Raw genomic sequence first — 16,924 nt, 5'->3', positions numbered from 1 at the left:
GTTAAATAAATTCCACTGTATTTATAAAAATTACAAATAAGGTGTCACGACTGATATCGTAATATGATCACATTGGCAGCCTGCTTGTGAGGAAGGTGATGTCATTGATCTAGCCTGTCAGCTAAGCAAACCCAGGAATTTATTCCTGGGAAGAATTAGCGCTTAGATAGGCCAATTTTGTTTTTTTAAATTTGAAATTCGAACGTTCGTTTGCTATAATGAAATCATCAAATTCAAGGAGATTTCATTATGGCTGAGTCCTGGGTGCAGGAAAAACGCAGCCGTTCCAAGACGTTTGCGTTCACCGAAAAGTTGAAAGTCACATTGTCATGCGAGCAGATTCTCCAACACGAGCGCGCCCGAGCGGTTCAAGATCAGTTATTTAATTATTCGCTGAATTATATGTACAAGACTTATGGTCGCAAGCATATCGACAGAAATATTCCGACGGGCATCAATCGACACAAGCTCATCAATCTTCTCATCAAGCTGTTTCTAGATGAGAAGTATCAGCTTAATCGCTGGAGCCACAAAATCTTGTTCCTGTCTTCTCACAATGCCCAACTCTTCCTTCAAACTCTGATCATCAATTTCACCGAGTATCAGAAAGTATTACGCGCAGGCTTCAAGTGGTCGGATAGAATCAAGTTTCAGTACAAGCAAAACATCATCAAAGACAAACACGGAAAACACAAGAACCCTCATCATAACAGTTGGTATAAACGCGGTCACCTTCGTTTCAATCTAAAATCTAGGACGCGGGCGGTCGAAATTCAAACGAACACACCGATTCAAGTTCTTTCAGCGCGTGTGATCAAAGTCCCTAACTTTGGTATTCTACATTTACACAAGGGCGCAGGTGAATATGACTTTTCAGATGTTAAAATCATCAAGCTCAAACGTAAAGGTGACAGCACCTATCAGCTTCAAATCGTGCGTGTTCAACCAAAGGACAGATCTAACGTTAAAGCAGAGCCTGCGATCGGTATCGATTGGAACATGACTAATAATGTTGCCTATCATGATTCCAACAACAAACAATATCCGTTACCGCTACAGGTGATTGCCAAAGCTGACTTTTATGAACGTCAAATCAACAAATTTAAGCGCCAACGAAGTCTGAAGCATGGCAGTCTCAAGAAAGTCACTAAAAAGATTCAGAAACTCTCAGCCAAGCGTGCACACCTCTTAACGGAAGCTTATCGTCAACTTGCCATAGAAATCGTCGATCCAGTTAAAGTTTTGATCATGGAGAAACTCGGCTCTAAGGATATGCGCAAGTCTACCGGTAAAGCTAAAAACCGAAAGTTAGCTTTGTTAAAACCATACGAAGCTAAGCAAGTGATTCAAAATCGTGCCTTCAAGCGAGGTGTCACTGTCGTTGAAGTCGATGCGTATAAAACTAGTCAAGTTGAATATGGCACTGAATTCGTCGATAAGCATCCCTTAACTCAACGTGAATGGGTCAGCCCCCTCACAGGCAAAACCATCGACCGAGATCATAACTCATCGCAAAACATCTTGGATTGGGGTTTACATCCCAGTCACCATATTAAAGTCAAACAATTTCCGAAAGTCACTGCTGCCATGGTCAGTTCAATCATTTAGCCAGAATCGATAGTCAGTGAATTAAGCTAGGGAGAACAGAACAACTTCCTTCAACCAGCAATGAAATTAGGGATCAGCTGGTCGTAAAGTAAACGAAGACCTGATCACGAGCGTATACCGTTGACCTTCAAATGGAAACATTTGTGGCAAAACACGGTCGTTGTGGTTAGAGTTCGGGCCACCCTAATGACCTTGTAGGGATCATGAGTACTTCTCGTGACTTGCAGTTTACGATGTTTTCAAGAGAGTTCTTGGAAACTCGGGAATTCATTCCCGAGTAGTTCATGCATGAACTTTTTGCCTTAATTGTTGCGCCGTTGGTGGTTGCGGTGCTCACAGAAGTGGTCGAACATTGGCTAGATGGTCGAAATGATAAGGATTAACAGGTTGCTACTAGCCCACACGCCTGAAAAATGGTGAAAAAAGGCCGGCTCCCATGCAGGGGTGTCGGCCTTTGTGTTGCTGTGGTGATGTCATTGTATCGAACTTTTTGCACTTTTAGGATAACATGGGATTGAATGATTTTCAAATCAGCGTATTTCAAAAAGCTCTGGAAACGTCGTGGTTTTCGAAACAACGCTGACGCAGCTAGCTACGCTTAAGCACTCGAGCCTAAAAACCAAGCTCAAGCACTTAATCGGGCTACCTGGTCATCTAAGTGCGCTTCAAAAAGCTCTGGCAACGTCGTGATGTTCAAAACAACGTCGAGCGTCTAGCTACGCATGAGAAGCTGAATCAAAGCCCGATTCAACTCCTCACGCTAGGCTATCCGATCGACTAAGACCGTTTTGAACATCACTGGAATCAAAAAAGCCGCCATGGGCTTGGCGGCAAAAAGGTTGGGGTTAATACTATCACTTTGGAGGAGTGATGTTGAACCGGCGGGCACCGGCTCAACTTTGAAAATGAAAAAGTGGGGTAGAAATGAGGGGGTAGCTCGTTTCTATGTTGTTTATACTACCGGCGAAATGTGGCGAAATTGTGATGACACTAAGACGATTTAGTGCAAAAAAACGATCCACCTCTGAAGAGATGGATCGCAGAAACATTAGATTAACGCTTCAAAGTTGCGCCAACATAGTTGTACATGCCGGCTGGGCTGTAAGTTGCGCCTTTCAAAGCAGGGTTAACAAGGTGAGCGGAGACACGTTGATACAGAGGTGAAACCCCTTGGTCCTTCATGAGGATTTGTTCAGCTTGCTTCAAGTCGTCGTAACGCTTGTCAGGATCAGTAGCGTCAGTCGTCTTAGAAGCTTCGATCAGCTTGTCGTATTCGGCGTTAGACCATGAACCATCGTTGTAAGAACCGCCGGTAGTGAACAGGTCAAGGAAGGAGATGGCATCTGGGAAGTCAGCAGACCAGCCAGTGATAACCATATCGAAGTCCTTAGATGCAGAACGCGCAAGACGAGTCTTGAATGGTAAGGCGTTGATCGTGACCTTCAAGCCATCGAGTTTTTGTAAAGCATTTTGCAGGTATTCAGAAGTGTTCTTAGAAGCATCAGTATCATCACAGTTCATCGATACAGAAAGGCTAGTAATCCCGGCTTCCTTCTTACCTTCTTCCCAAAGCTTCTTGGCTTCGGTCAAGTTGTAATCGGTGTAAGTGCTGGTTTCGCCTTTAGCGGCGTCTTTAGCAAAGTCAACGGAAGTATCAGATGGGTCAGTGTACAAACCTTGTGGCGTTACAGTCTTGCCTGGGATCGAGGAGTCTTTGATGACAGACTTGATGAAGCCTTTACGGTTGATCGCCATGGAAAGCGCTTGACGGATCTTTTGGTTCTTGAAGGCAGGCACTTTCTTTTCGTTGAATTCAAGATAGAACGTAGCGGATTCCTTCAAGCCTTTGTAGTCTTTGTTGGACTTCGCTTGGGCAGCTAAGGAACCAGACAAGGAAGCATCATCAAGCTTGCCAGACTTGTACAAGTTGTTGGCAGTGGAAGGATCCTTGACCACTTGCGTCGTGATGTTCTTAAGCTTGACGTTCTTGGCGTTCCAGTACTTCGGGTTCTTAGTTTCAGTCCAAGTGTTACCAGTACCGTTCCAAGACTTCAACGTGTAAGGGCCGTTAGTCAAAATGTACTTAGCTTGCGTCCCGTACTTCTTACCAGCTTTGTCGACCATGGTCTTAGATTGTGGGAAGAAGACCGGGTTGACCATCATCGTGTTGAAGTAAGGCAAAGCCTTTTCCAAAGTAACTTGCAGCTTGTAGTCGCCAATGGCTTTAACGCCTAAAGTCTTCGCATCTTTCTTGCCGGCCATAATGGCGTCAGCGTTTTGGATCCCGGAGAACAGGTAAGCATATTGAGACTTGGTCTTTGGATCAACAGTGCGTTGCCAGCCATAAACGAAATCTTTGGCAGTCACTGCTTTGCCGTTGCTCCAAGTAGACTTACGTAAGTCGAAAGTATATGTTTTACCATTGTTGGTAGGCTTAGCCACAGACTTAGCCAAAGCTGGTTCCAGCTTGGTGCCGTTATAACGGTACAAACCTTCCATGGTATCAACTAATTGTTGACCACCGATAACATCAGTGTTGGTGGAAGGATCCATGGTGGAGATCACATCCCCAACCATGCGTGTCCAAGTGTCGCTCTTTGTATCTTTGCTGCTAGAAGAGGATTTGCCCCCACAAGCGGCGAGTAAGGCGGCGGATGCCAGTAATACGGCGCCGGCCGTCATGCCTTTCTTCATCTTCATAAAGTGTGCCCCCTAATGTTTATGCCCCTTAATTTAGATTAAAATTGTATGAAAGTCAATGGCAAAATCAAATTTTTCCCCACAAAAATGTCACAAATCATTCATATTCGTCTAAAATCCGAAACCACGTGTCAGCTATTCTCGCTATTATATGCAAGTGGAACACAAATCGTGGATTTTTCCAGAAATTATTCTTTTCCGTTTCTCATAAAACAAAAACAGCCTCATCACTGAGACTGTTGGTTGATCGCATTGAGTTCAATTTGGACGGCACGTTGATAAGTGATGCCGAATTTATCGAGGTGCACCATCAAATAATACAGCCGATAGAAGTGTTGGCGTTGGTCAAAGCCGTCATCTAACGGCAATTGACTGACATACCCGCGGTAAAAGTCTGATGTGAACCCACCAAATACGGTGGTGATGCCGACGTCAAATTCCCGGTCGCCATACCAAGCAGCAGGATCGATCAACGCTGGACGGCCATCTTGTAAGAATATGAAATTTCCTGACCACAGATCGCCGTGCAATAACACTGGTTGGCTGTGGTGGTGGGCGAGTGTTTCAATGATGTTGGCACGGGCAGTTAAGAACTGCGTGCGTTGTCCTTCTGCCCATAACTGTTTTTTCAATAAACTCGCATCCAACACATCTAAGCGTTGATTGACGAAACTTTGCGTCCATGAATCACTCCAAGCATTCGCAAAGCTGACGCTAGTGCCAGCGTAAGGTTGACTGAAGCCGAAGCGTTCGGTGGGGCTTTGGACTTGATGGAGTTGTGCGACTAAATGGCCGAGGTCAGCTTGTGAGCCGCTGCCTTGGGGGAGAAAGTCCAAAACTAAATACGCATCACCATAAATTTGACCATGTGCGATCACATGTGGTGCGGTGATATCAGCTTGTTGGAAAGCTTTCAAGCCAGCAACTTCCCCAGCGTAAAAGCTCGCCGGCTGATCGGCTTGCACTAATAGGAAATAATCTTGTTTTGCGGTTTCGACGTGATAAGCGACATTCACGTCACCACCACCAATTGGGGTGATATTAGTGATCTCAGGTAACGGTAATTTCGATAACCATTTTTTGTCCATGAGAAATTTCCTTTCACTAGAACAAACGTTTGGGTATAATAAAAGTATCTGGAGGTGGCAAAATGTTAAAACAAACAACTTATGACTCACCACTTGGCCAAATGACGCTGTTAGCCGATGATGCCGGGCTTTACGGCGTATGGTTTGATGGCCAAGCATACTTTGGTGGTACGTTTGATTTAACGACGATCGCAAGTGGCGACAATGCGGTGTTGCAAGCTGCAACAGCTTGGATGACAGCGTATTTTAATGGGCATGAAGGCCAGCGTCCAGCGCTACATTTTAGCGGGACACCATATCGTCAAGCGGTCCAACAGGCTTTGTGTGATATTCCTCGCGGACAGGTGGCGACCTATCAACAACTCGCTGACCGTTTGGAAAAGTTCCTCGGTCACAAAACCGCAGCCCGCGCCATCGGTGGTGCGGTGGGGCATAATCCCCTCAGTGTGATCGTGCCTTGTCATCGCGTGGTGGGTAGCGATGGGTCGATGACTGGTTATGCCGGCGGACTATGGCGCAAGCAAGCGCTGCTTGAACTCGAAGGCGCTAGCGATCAAGTGAAATTGTAAAGTAGTTGTTGTCGCCACGATATTTCGCGATCGAATACTCTAATGACTGATGGTCTTTGGTTTGACCATAAGTGTGAAAGTAAAAAATTGGTGCGCCAGTGTCGACGTTCAACAAACTTGCTGTGGTTTCGTCTGCGGACATCACTTCAAGTTTGCGTTCAACATGGGTGATCGCGCAGTCGCGTTTGGCGAGTTCTTCATATAAAGAGGCTTTGGTGAAATCGATTTGATCAAAATCGTCTAGTCCTGCGCGCGTTAAATAAGTGGTCACCAACACCACAGGTTGATCATCGGCAAAACGTAAGCGTAAGAGTTTGTAGACTTTGGCGTCAGCATCAAGTTTTAGGGCTTGTTGGACTTCTTCATTGGCTGCTTCTTCATGAAAATACAACACAGCAGTTTTGGCGATGACACCGTTTTGCGCCATTTCACTATCGAAATTGCGGATCACATGGGTGAATTCTTGGGCGAGCTTAGTTTGTCGCACCCGCGTCCCCACGCGACGTTTGCGTTCCAAGTAACCGGCATTCACCAACGCTTCGATGGCTTGACGCACAGTAGGGCGGCTGACTTGAAAACTGTCTGCTAAGTCGAGTTCTTTAGGAATGACGCTGCCTTCTGGGTAAGTGCCATTTTGAATGCGCGCGAGTAATTCAGCTTGAATTTGTTGATGCTTCGGTTTTGTCATGATGCGCCTCCATTAGGTCATGACATAATTATAACATAGCCACACAAAAGGACCACGATTTTGCTCGTGGTCCTTTTGCATGTGGCAGTTAAAATTCGCGGGTATCTGGATCTTTGGCCAAGCCAGCAACGCCATGAAGCCCGTCGATCAAGGCCATCGCGTCATCATCTAATTCAAAATCAAATAAGTCGGCGTTTTGTTGAATGCGGTCAGAATGCACAGATTTGGGTAATGGCACAAAGCCATGTTGTAGCGACCAGCGCAACACGACTTGCGCAACGGATTTGTGATAACGCTCGGCAAGTTGTTGCAGGGCTTCGACGCCGAAGATCTTCCCAGTGCCCAGTGGTGAGTAACCTTCATTCAACATGCCATGCGCCGTGTTATAAGCAGTGAGTTCGGCTTGTCGATCAGAAGGGTTCAAGAAGATCTGGTTGACCATTGGTTTGACGTCAGCGGTTTTGAATAATTCGTCGAGGTGATGTTGACGGAAGTTAGAAACCCCAATGGCGCGTGCTTTTCCTGATTTCAAAATAGCTTCCATCGCGCGCCAAGTGTCAGCATTTAGGGTTTGCCAGTCGTCACGATGGGCTGCAGGGTTTGGCCAGTGGATCAAATATAAATCAACGTAATCCACCCCTAACGCTAAAAGGCTCTTATCCATTGCAGCTAGGGTTTGGTGATACCCGCGATCAGTATTCCAAAGCTTGGTCGTCAGAAAAATATCTTCGCGCGGCACACCAGAAGCTTTAAGGCCAAGGCCGACGCCGACTTCATTGCCATACACGGTGGCAGTATCGATATGGCGGTATCCGGCATCAAGCGCTGCTTTGACAGAAGCTTCAGCAACGTCACCATCAGGGGTTTGCCAAGTGCCGAAGCCTACGATCGGGATCTTCACACCATTGCTTAAAGTGTAGGTATCGGTGAGCTTGGTTAGTTTTGTCATGACTTTTCCTCCGTTAGCGATCGATATCGATATGATCAGTGCCAGCTTGTTGCATCCGCGTCTTCAATTCGTTGATGATTTTGATCCCAGAGCTGGTGCCGATGCGATCAGCGCCTGCTTGGATCATCGCGATAAAGGTATCGGCATCGCGAATGCCACCAGCAGCTTTAACTTTGACGGTGTCGCCAACGGTTTGCTTCATCAACCGTACGTCTTCAATAGTTGCGCCACCAGTCCCAAAGCCAGTCGCAGTTTTAATAAAGTCTGGACGGACTTTTTTGGCGATCGTAGCCGCGCGCACAATGTCAGCGTCATCTAAGTAGCAGTTTTCAAAAATCACTTTGCATGGCAGGTGGTGTTCATGACATACCGCGACGATTTGCGTCATTTCTGATTCGATATATGCGGTATCTCCAGCTTTAAGGCGACCGATGTTTAAGACATAATCGATTTCGTTAGCGCCGTTTTTGATCGCGTCTTGGGTTTCAAAAACTTTCGCCGCAATTGAAGTCTGACCTAAAGGAAAGGCGATCGCCGCACCGGTGTCGATATCTGTGCCTTTGAGTTGCGCCGCGCAAAGCTTGGATTGTACTTGATTGATCGCGACCATTTTGAAGTGATAAGCCTTGGCCTCATCACATAATTTGATCATATCTGCGTCGCTGGCATCAGCGTGTAAGTTGGTGTGATCGACAAATCTAGCCAAGTCATCTAAAGTATAAGCCGTCATATCGAATCCTCCTATATGTTATTACATATTAAAATATAAACCGGTTTCAAAAATAATGCAAGTTTGAATTGACAACTGTTTTACAACAAGGTATCTTGAAGTCGGAGGTTAGTTAGTCAAGCAACTAACCAGTGGAGGTGAACCGATGCATTTTGATGCTGATAGTGTGGTGCCCTTGTTTCAACAAGTTGCCGAGCAACTCCAAGCAGGCATTTTAAGCGGGGCATTCCAAGATAATGAACAAGTGCCGTCAACAACTGCCATGGCGCGGCAATATCAACTCAACCCCGCCACGGTCTTGAAAGGGATGAATGTCCTAGTGGATGCGGGGTTGATCGAAAAAAAGCGCGGGATCGGGATGTTTGTGTGTGACGGGGCGACGGCGAAACTGCAGCAACTCGCCATCGCTGACTTCGGCGACACGTTAAAACCGGTGATCCAAGCGGCTAAAGCGTTGGGGATGGATAAACAAGCGCTGCTTGCAGCAATCGATAAGGGGTGGGAACAATGAGTACGATCACAATTTCTGGGGTACAGAAAAAGTATCATCAAAAACCAGTATTAAAAACTGTGAACTTGACGATCGAACCCAATCAAGTCTACGGGTTGCTTGGCCGCAACGGCGTCGGGAAAAGCACTTTGATGCGCATCATTGCCAACCGCACGCGCATCAAAGTCGGCACTGTGACTTTAGATGGGGAATCAGTGTTTGAAAATGAACAGGCGCAAAATCGCATTTACTTAATGAGTACCGCTAAATTGTTGCCGCAAGAAGAAAAAGTCTACAAGCTGTTTAAATTGATCAAAACCATGTACGGTGATTTTGATGAGGCGTATGCAAAGCACTTAGCGGAAGCTTTTGAGTTGGATACTCATCGTAAATTGCGGAAGTTGTCGACTGGGTATCAAACCATTGCGAATTTGATCATTGCGTTGTGTGTGCCTTGCGATTTTATTTTCCTTGATGAACCAGTGTTAGGGCTCGATGCCAATCACCGTGAGCTGTTTTATCAAGAATTAGCTGAGACATTTTCGTCAAAGCCGCGGACCTTTGTGATCGCGACGCATTTGATCGAAGAAGTATCAGGCTTGTTGAATCACGTGTTTGTGATCGCTGATGGCAAAGTGTCGTTGGACGAAGACGTGGAAGTCCTGCAACAACGCGGCCGCCAGATCTCCGGCCCAGCGGCTTTAGTGCAAGATTATTTGCAAGGTGTCCCAGTGTTACATACCACCCGCCTTGGTGGGATGATGACGGCTTATTGTTTGCAAACACCATTGGAGCGGCCGCTACCTGCAGGCGTGAGCCTCGACGGCATGAACTTACAACGGTTGTTTATTGAAGTCACTAGAAAATCAGGTGGCCATGATGAAATATAGCCGCCTATTAAAAGTCACCGCGCCGTCAACTTGGCTGTCTTGCGGTGCCGCAGTCATTGCGTTGATGTTAGTGGAAATTGCCTTGCCACTATGGGAAGATCCCACCGAAAAAATCACGGTCAGTTGGGTGATGCTTTCAATGTTGTTAGGGTGGGTCGCTGGCATTATGATGTGCCAACAAGTATTAGGTATCGGCTTTGTCACTGGGACCAGTCGCAAAACCATGATTTTGACCCAGTGGACCCATGGCACGCTGATTGCCTTAGGCTTTAGTGCCTTTGCCTTGATCGTCCAACGGCTATTAGTTAGCAGCTCCTTGAAATTGAGTAGTCAAATGACGAATTTCCCGCATTTCATGGAAGCTGGCGGGATGATCAGTTCATTTTTCTTTTTAACGTTGGTCAGTTTAGTGTGTGTTGCCATCGGGAGTTTAGCTGGGGCGAGTTTCATCTACTTGCCCACTAAGGTGATCATACCGGTCACGTTGGTGGCGATCATCATGATCATGCCAATGCTTGTGGTGATCGGTTTTATCGGGGTGTTCGGGGCCCAACAATTGTGGCCTGGGGTGCTTGATCATACTTGGGTGTGGTTACTGAGTTTAACAGTTTTGACCGCGATACTGGCACTGGCAGATTATTTGGTTTACCAATATCTCGATGCCCCAGAGCAAATTAGGAGGTACTGATGAAAAATCAAGTGATCTTCCGCCGCTTATTAAAAGGCATCGGCTTGCCCCTAGGATATTTTTGGGCAGGCGCGTTGATCTTGTGGTTCGTGATCTGGCTCGTGGTGTTTCAATTTCTAGGTGTCAACGGCAGTCTAGCGTCGATGCCGATCGGAATATGGTTGGCAGTATTTGCTGGTCTGTCCTATTTCAATACCGAATCGGCTTTTGACTTAGCGATGCAAACAGGCGTATCCCGCCGACATGTATTCTTAGACTTAATGGTGATTTGGTCAGGGTGTACGTTGTTGACTGCTTTGATTTTAGGATTGTGGTCGTTCATCGCGCCGATGCCGCATTTATTTATCCAAGATTTGGGCTATCGTGGCTCTGCGAGTCTTGCAGTATTGATCGCCAACGTGTTTTTAGTCGGGTTGAGTTTAATGGTGGCGGCGTTAGTGGGTATTCTTGCGCGGATCGCGGCAATGAAAGTCTCCGAAGATAATCGTTGGTGGTTTTGGCTGGGATTAGTTGTGGTTTTTATTTGGCTCTCGCTATTTGATCGCAGTGCCCAAGCAACACAATGGTTGGCCCAAATCTATTGGGTGTGGCCGTTAGTCTTAGCCGTCGTTTTGGGTGGCTTGCTCCTTTACCTCCGTCATCAATTTCAAGTGATCGAACCGAGAAACTAGTTCGCCAAGTGGTGAACTAGTTTTTTTGACGAAAAAATAAAATGAGTTGACACTCACCCATAAACAGCATACACTTAGTTCTGCAAGTGAGTAATAACTCACTAAGAGAGGCGGCAATCAAAATGGCAGACTTATTGATCGATTTAAATCATCTGCAGAAAAAATTCGGGAAAGAAACCGTGTTAAAAGACGTGACCTTACAAGTTGCAAAAGGCGAGATCTTAGGATTGATCGGGCCTAGTGGTGCCGGGAAATCGACAGTCATTAAAACTGCGTTAGGCATGGAAGTTGCAGATGGTGGCCAAGCGTTAGTGCTTGATACCCAAATGCCGAACCGTCAATTACTCGGTCGCATCGGCTATATGGCGCAAGATGATGCCTTATATGAAGCATTAAGCGCTGAAGAGAATTTACGTTTCTTCGGTCGCATGAAAGGGGTCGACAAAACGCAATTAGCGGAACAAATTGCCCATGTGGCAGCAGTTGTCGATTTAACGCCTGATTTGAAAAAGACGGTTTCCGGATATTCTGGTGGGATGAAGCGTCGGCTGTCACTGGCGATCGCTTTGCTCGGCGATCCTGAATTGTTGATTTTAGACGAACCAACTGTTGGCATCGACCCAGCATTGCGGCGGAAGATCTGGAAAGAGCTGCACGGTTTGCGCGATGCCGGCCGTGGCGTATTGATCACCACCCATGTGATGGACGAAGCGGAACTCGTTGATAACGTGGCGTTGTTGTTAGGCGGTCAAGTGATGGCATACGGCGCACCAGGGATGCTCGAAGCGCAATACAACGTCAAAACCATTGAACAAGTCTTTTTGAAAGCGGAAGGGGTGGCTTAATATGCGGTCAATTTATATTGCACGGCGGGTCATCAGTGAATTGATCCGCGACAAACGCACGTTAGCCATGATGTTTGTGGCACCGGTGTTGATCATGTTTTTAATGAAGTTGATCTTCACCCAAAGTGCCACCACCAGTGTAACGGTGGCGACAGTCGGTGTCGATGGCAACATTCGCACGGCGTTAAATGATGTGAAGCATGTGTCAGTTGAAAAGAAATCAACGAACGCGGCTGCTAAAAAGGCGCTGAAAGATCAAAAAGTCGACGCCATCGTCCATCAAACTAGTGATGATCATTACACTGTGACTTACGCCAACACTGATGCGACCAAGACGACGTTAGTGAAAGCCGGGTTTAAAGCGGCGCTGGCACAAGTCGGCGTCAAGCAACTGAAGCAAACAACGGTGAAATTAAGTCAAACCGTCACTCAAATGGCCACCACGATTCAAAAAGTCGCCCCACAAGCCGCAGGCAATCTCACTTTACCAAAAGCTAAACAGCAAGCGACGACTAAAATCACCAATAAGTACAACTACGGCAACAAAGATACTGGCTTCTTCAATAAAATCGTCCCAATCTTAATGGGCTTCTTCGTGTTCTTCTTTGTCTTCTTGATTTCGGGCATGGCCTTACTGAAAGAACGCACCACTGGCACCCTGGATCGTTTGTTGGCAACACCAGTGCGTCGTGGCGAAATCGTTTTAGGTTACATGATGAGTTACGGGATCTTAGCGTTGATCCAAACGGTGATCATCGTGTTATGTACTGTCGGCTTCATGGGCGTTGAGATCACTGGGACGCTAGCCGCGGTGATGACGATCAACTTCTTGTTAGCGTTAGTGGCGTTAGCCTTTGGGATCTTGATGTCGACGATGGCGCAATCAGAATTTCAAATGATGCAGTTTATCCCGATCATCGTCATTCCCCAAGTGTTCTTTTCAGGGATCGTCCCACTTGATTCTTTAGCTAGCTGGGTCAAAGACATTTCTTATATTTTGCCATTAACATATGCTGGCAATGCGATGACGCAGATCATTATGTATGGGACCAAGTTGACGAGTTTAGGGTTAGATATCGGCGTTTTGCTGTTATTCTTGGCAGTGCTAACGGCTTTGAATATCCGCGGCATGCGCCGTTATCGCAAGGTTTAAGCCATGGCAGTGCATCAAGTTGAAACCTTATTTGCGACATACTTGGAAACTGCCGATATCTCGACGAAGCAAAAAGCGGTGTTATCCGCATGTTTGAGTTTGTTTTCTGAACTAGGTTTTGAACGCACCTCCACGGCAGCCATCGCTAAGCGCGCAGGCGTGTCAGAAGGCACGGTTTATAAGCATTTCAAATCAAAAACTGAATTGTTAGATGCGCTGTTGGAACCTTTAAGTCACAGTGTCGTGCCCCTGGCAGCCTCTGAGTTTGTTCATGAAGTGCATCCTGGACGCTTTGAACATTTGGAAGATTTGCTACGCTTTATGATTCATGACCGCCTAGCCTTTGCCATCAACAATCGCGCCATGATCCGGGTATTTGCCCAAGAAGCCTTTGTTCGCAGTGATTTATTGCAAGCAGGCGTGAAGGCGATTGTTGGTCAATTTGCAGTCGGCTTTGGTGGCGCGATCCAACATTTTCAAGCGACGCATGAACTGGTCGATTGGTCGTCACTGCGATTATTGCGGACGATCGCTGGCGCAGTGGTAGGCTATGCCCTCCCAGTAGTGATGATGCCTGACGAGACTTATCCGTTTGACATCGATCAAGCAACTGATGAATTAGTGGCAAGTTTGTTAAAGACGTTGACGCCATAAAAATAGGCATCCTCCAAAAATGGGGGATGCCTTTTGAGTTAAAGATTAAATTCAGACGCATATGTTAACTCGCCTGATACCTTGTTTAAGGCGCCATCAAACAACGGCTTGATCATGAAGTATTCGGCGGGGATGCCAGCTGGTGGGGTGATGTTGTAGTCACTTGCAGGTGTGTAGCCGAAGCGGCCGTAATAAGCAGGATCACCTAAAATACTGATCGCGCGTCGCATATCTTCGCCTGCCGTGACTTCTAAATAAGTGATCAAGGCACTGCCGACGCCTTGTTTTTGATATTTTGGTAACACGGCTAACGGGGCTAACACAAAAATCGGGGTTTTACCGACAAAGGCACGGCTCAACATCGCATGGCCGATCACTTGATCGTCATCATTTAACGCAATGGCGTCGTATTCTGAATGATAATCGTCGCTATCACGCAACCGTGAGATCAGTTGAAACTCATCACCATCGCTGTGTTCCGCAGTGGCAAAAGCTTGTTTGACCACTTGAATACTATCGTCAATGTATTTAGCTTGGATCGGTTCAATGCGCATGTGAGAAGACTCCTTTACAATGTATGGTTATATTGTAACACGCAAAAACCGAGCCGCATGCCGCAACTCGGTTTCAACGATTATGGTTTCTCAGTCACATCAGCACCGAGATATTTCACGGAAAGCTTCTTCAAGGTCCCATCTTTGCGCAGTTGGGCGAGGGCTTTGTTTACCGCTTTTTGGAGTTTCGGAGACTTCTTGCTTAACAAAGCCGCAGATTCTGCAGGCGCAGCGATGCTGGAATCCAACTGCTTAGCTTGTAAACCTTTCGTCGAGTTTGATTTCTTGTAATCTGTCCATGCCGATACCGAGTTGATCGACCCATCAACGCGACCATTCAAAATTGTCCCGACCACTGCAGTGAAGTTAGAGTTCGGTACAGTTTTGGCGCCGAGCTTCTTAGCCACGGCTTCGTTATCAGTCCCGGTGCCTTCTGCCAATGTCTTGCCTTTGAGGTTTGAGGCAGTGACATCAGAGCCGGCCTTGGTCACTAAAGTGTATGGTGAGTACACATAAGTACTGGAGAAGTTATATTGCTTCTTGCGCGCCGCAGTGGCGGTGATGTTATCCATGGCTAGATCAAAGCGGCTAGAGCCAACGCCGGCGATCAACGAATCCCACTTGGTTGGGACGATCTTCACTTTCAAATCAAGCTTTTTGCCGATGGCTTTGGCCAGTTCCACTTCAAAGCCAGTCATTTTGCCGTTGTCACGGTAAGCGTAAGGTTTATATTCGCCTTCAGTGCCGACAGTTAACGTCTTTTTGGTGATCAATTCTGATTGATAAGTGTTTGATTTGGTGGTGGTTTTGCTACTGCCGCAAGCAGCCAAAGCTACCGTGCTGAGTAAAACTGCTGCCCCTAAAAGTAATCCCTGAAGTTTTTTCATAAAACGCCTCCTACAGCGTAAAAGTCATTGAAGCTAAAAATGATTGGATCCGTTCGTCGTCTGAATTGAAAAAGCCTGCCGTTGGCCCGTCGTAACGCATTTTGCCATGTTCCAAAAACAAGATCTTATTGGCGACTTGCTTGGCAAATGACATATTGTGGGTGACGATGATCATCGATTGGTTCTCGTCATGGATCTTGAGCAAGACTTTCAACACTTCTAGTTCCAGCTCTGGATCTAAAGCTGAGGTCGGCTCATCCAGCAAAATGTACCGTGGATGCATCGCCAAACTTCGCGCGATCGCCACCCGTTGCGCTTGTCCACCAGACAATTGCGCCGGATAACTGTCAGCTTTATCTGCGAGGCCGACTTGTTGCAACAACTCGCGGGCTTCTTTTTCGGCGTCAGCTTTCGGCGTTTTCAACACATGGACCGGGCCTTCGATGATATTTTTCAACACCGTCAAATGTGGGAACAAGTTAAAGCTTTGAAACACCATTTCAGTGACTTGCCGTGCGGCTAACGTGGTTTTGGATGTGATCGGTTGCGCGTAGTCGATGGTGAGATCTTCTAAATGCAACACCCCAGATTCAGGGCGTTCCAATAAGTTCAAACTCCGCAAAAACGTCGATTTCCCAGAACCTGAAGGCCCTAAGATCACCGTGGTTTCTTCTGCAGGAAAGGCGGTGGAGATATGATCTAACACGACGTTATTGCCGAAGCTTTTGGTGAGATTGTCAACTGAGATCATGAATTTGCCCCTCCTTGCGTGGTTTGTAGGTATGCACTCGATTTTGCTTCTAGCCATTTCTGCAGCCATGATAATACGGTACAAAATACTGCGTAGATCAAAGCGACCAGGCTATACATCAACAGTGGTTGGTAGTTGGCAGCGGCAATTTGTTGACTGACTTCAAACATTTCCACGATCGTGATTGATGCCGCCAAGCTGGTATCTTTCACCAACCCGATAAACGAGTTAGACAATGGTGGCAACGCCGTCCGCAACGCTTGGGGGATAATGATCCGCCGCAACACTAACGAACGGTTCATCCCAATGGCATAAGCCGCTTCCCATTGGCCTTCAGGCACTGATAACAACGCCGCGCGCACAGTTTCCGCGCAATAAGCACCAGTGTTCAGTGAGAAGGTGATGATCCCAGCAGTGTAAGGATCGAGTTTGATCCCTGTCGGCGCTAGCCCTGGAATGATCAAGTAAGGCAAGCCGAAGTAGACGATGAATAATTGCACTAACAGTGGGGTGCTACGAAACAGCCACACATAAAAGCCTGCGATCCACCGTAAAATGCTAAACGCACCGCGCTTAGTGCTGATGCGCGTCAATGCCACCACTAACGCCAGCGCCAAGCCGATGATAAACGAGATCACCGCGATCGGGATGGTGTATTTCAATCCAGCGACGATCAGCTGTGGTAAGGCTTCGGTGATGATTTTCCACATAGTCGACTTCCTCCTAAAAACACTTATCTTTTGTTTAATTGTACCTTGTTTAGACAGTAAAAAAAACCGCCCGAGACCAAACGAATTGGTCAAGGACGGATTTCTTCGCGTTACCACCTTGTTTTATCATTGATTCACATCAATGACCTCATGAAGCAAAAATTTGCTTATCCTTGATAACGGGAAGTCCCCGTTGTCGGCTTGCAACCTCACCGACAATGACGATTGAAGACCATCTTCATGCGTTTGGCGTGACCTTTTTCAACGACCAAGGTCTTTCTGTACCGCCGACTCGCATT

Annotated in this window: 18 protein-coding genes; 9 read left to right on the top strand and 9 right to left on the bottom strand. The window is 46.8% G+C overall.

The features are described from left to right. Positions 1-249: 249 nt before the first annotated feature. On the top strand, positions 250-1,608 hold the full coding sequence (locus tag EKM92_RS10540) for an RNA-guided endonuclease TnpB family protein (RefSeq protein ID WP_125710574.1): 1,359 nt from the start codon (positions 250-252) through the stop codon (positions 1,606-1,608). A 1,053-nt stretch (positions 1,609-2,661) separates the two neighbouring features. Here EKM92_RS10540 and EKM92_RS10530 read toward each other — a convergent pair. Then, on the bottom strand, positions 2,662-4,308 hold the full coding sequence (locus EKM92_RS10530; protein ID WP_125710570.1) for a peptide ABC transporter substrate-binding protein: 1,647 nt from the start codon (positions 4,306-4,308) through the stop codon (positions 2,662-2,664). 227 nt (positions 4,309-4,535) lie between these two features. Then, positions 4,536-5,396 (bottom strand): fructosamine kinase family protein, encoded by an 861-nt coding sequence (locus tag EKM92_RS10525; protein WP_125710568.1) that lies wholly within the window; start codon positions 5,394-5,396, stop codon positions 4,536-4,538. 62 nt (positions 5,397-5,458) lie between these two features. On the opposite strand from EKM92_RS10525, the gene EKM92_RS10520 reads away from it, so the two are divergent. Next, positions 5,459-5,965 (top strand): methylated-DNA--[protein]-cysteine S-methyltransferase, encoded by a 507-nt coding sequence (locus EKM92_RS10520; protein WP_125710566.1) that lies wholly within the window; start codon positions 5,459-5,461, stop codon positions 5,963-5,965. Here the strand turns inward: EKM92_RS10520 and EKM92_RS10515 are convergent. The 3 genes from EKM92_RS10515 to deoC form a co-directional block, all read right to left on the bottom strand. Next, positions 5,943-6,653, bottom strand: coding sequence for a GntR family transcriptional regulator (locus EKM92_RS10515; RefSeq protein WP_125710564.1), 711 nt, complete (start codon positions 6,651-6,653; stop codon positions 5,943-5,945). The genes EKM92_RS10520 and EKM92_RS10515 overlap by 23 nt on opposite strands. A gap of 88 nt (positions 6,654-6,741) precedes the next feature. Further along, on the bottom strand, positions 6,742-7,602 hold the full coding sequence (locus tag EKM92_RS10510) for an aldo/keto reductase (protein WP_125710562.1): 861 nt from the start codon (positions 7,600-7,602) through the stop codon (positions 6,742-6,744). A 13-nt stretch (positions 7,603-7,615) separates the two neighbouring features. After that, a complete protein-coding gene (gene deoC, locus EKM92_RS10505; RefSeq protein WP_125710561.1) occupies positions 7,616-8,332 on the bottom strand; it encodes a deoxyribose-phosphate aldolase in 717 nt (238 codons plus the stop codon). Between the two features lie 145 nt (positions 8,333-8,477). Between deoC and EKM92_RS10500 the strand changes: the two genes are divergently transcribed. The 7 genes from EKM92_RS10500 (at position 8,478) to EKM92_RS10470 (ending at position 13,723) form a co-directional block, all read left to right on the top strand. Then, complete coding sequence (locus EKM92_RS10500; RefSeq protein WP_125710559.1) at positions 8,478-8,843, top strand: GntR family transcriptional regulator; 366 nt, start codon at positions 8,478-8,480, stop codon at positions 8,841-8,843. Then, the gene (locus EKM92_RS10495; protein WP_125710557.1) at positions 8,840-9,712 is read left to right on the top strand and encodes an ATP-binding cassette domain-containing protein; all 873 of its coding nucleotides are present in this window, start codon (positions 8,840-8,842) and stop codon (positions 9,710-9,712) included. Before EKM92_RS10500 ends, EKM92_RS10495 begins: the two co-directional genes overlap by 4 nt. Beyond that, entirely contained in the window at positions 9,702-10,400 is a 699-nt protein-coding gene (locus tag EKM92_RS10490) for a hypothetical protein (RefSeq protein WP_125710556.1), read from the top strand. The genes EKM92_RS10495 and EKM92_RS10490 overlap by 11 nt, the downstream gene beginning before the upstream one ends. After that, a complete protein-coding gene (locus EKM92_RS10485) occupies positions 10,400-11,071 on the top strand; it encodes a hypothetical protein (protein ID WP_125710554.1) in 672 nt (223 codons plus the stop codon). Before EKM92_RS10490 ends, EKM92_RS10485 begins: the two co-directional genes overlap by 1 nt. Positions 11,072-11,193: 122 nt before the next feature. After that, on the top strand, positions 11,194-11,916 hold the full coding sequence (locus EKM92_RS10480; RefSeq protein ID WP_125710552.1) for an ABC transporter ATP-binding protein: 723 nt from the start codon (positions 11,194-11,196) through the stop codon (positions 11,914-11,916). A 1-nt stretch (position 11,917) separates the two neighbouring features. Then, positions 11,918-13,069: an ABC transporter permease gene (locus tag EKM92_RS10475; RefSeq protein ID WP_125710550.1), complete on the top strand. Its 1,152-nt coding sequence runs from the start codon at positions 11,918-11,920 to the stop codon at positions 13,067-13,069. A gap of 3 nt (positions 13,070-13,072) precedes the next feature. Next, entirely contained in the window at positions 13,073-13,723 is a 651-nt protein-coding gene (locus tag EKM92_RS10470) for a TetR/AcrR family transcriptional regulator (protein ID WP_125710548.1), read from the top strand. Between the two features lie 38 nt (positions 13,724-13,761). On the opposite strand, the gene EKM92_RS10465 is transcribed toward EKM92_RS10470, so the two are convergent. The 4 genes from EKM92_RS10465 to EKM92_RS10450 all read right to left on the bottom strand — a co-directional run bounded on the left by EKM92_RS10465 (position 13,762) and on the right by EKM92_RS10450 (position 16,625). Continuing rightward, complete coding sequence (locus EKM92_RS10465; RefSeq protein ID WP_125710546.1) at positions 13,762-14,277, bottom strand: GNAT family N-acetyltransferase; 516 nt, start codon at positions 14,275-14,277, stop codon at positions 13,762-13,764. Between the two features lie 80 nt (positions 14,278-14,357). After that, positions 14,358-15,164: a transporter substrate-binding domain-containing protein gene (locus EKM92_RS10460; protein WP_125710544.1), complete on the bottom strand. Its 807-nt coding sequence runs from the start codon at positions 15,162-15,164 to the stop codon at positions 14,358-14,360. A gap of 10 nt (positions 15,165-15,174) precedes the next feature. Continuing rightward, complete coding sequence (locus EKM92_RS10455; RefSeq protein ID WP_125710542.1) at positions 15,175-15,915, bottom strand: amino acid ABC transporter ATP-binding protein; 741 nt, start codon at positions 15,913-15,915, stop codon at positions 15,175-15,177. Continuing rightward, positions 15,912-16,625 (bottom strand): amino acid ABC transporter permease, encoded by a 714-nt coding sequence (locus EKM92_RS10450; RefSeq protein WP_125710540.1) that lies wholly within the window; start codon positions 16,623-16,625, stop codon positions 15,912-15,914. The genes EKM92_RS10455 and EKM92_RS10450 overlap by 4 nt, the downstream gene beginning before the upstream one ends. Positions 16,626-16,924: the final 299 nt, after the last annotated feature.

This window comes from Lacticaseibacillus porcinae (genome assembly GCF_003946305.1).
GTDB classification, from domain to species: Bacteria; Bacillota; Bacilli; order Lactobacillales; family Lactobacillaceae; genus Lacticaseibacillus; species Lacticaseibacillus porcinae.
This window is presented reverse-complemented; position numbering and strand designations above follow the sequence as displayed.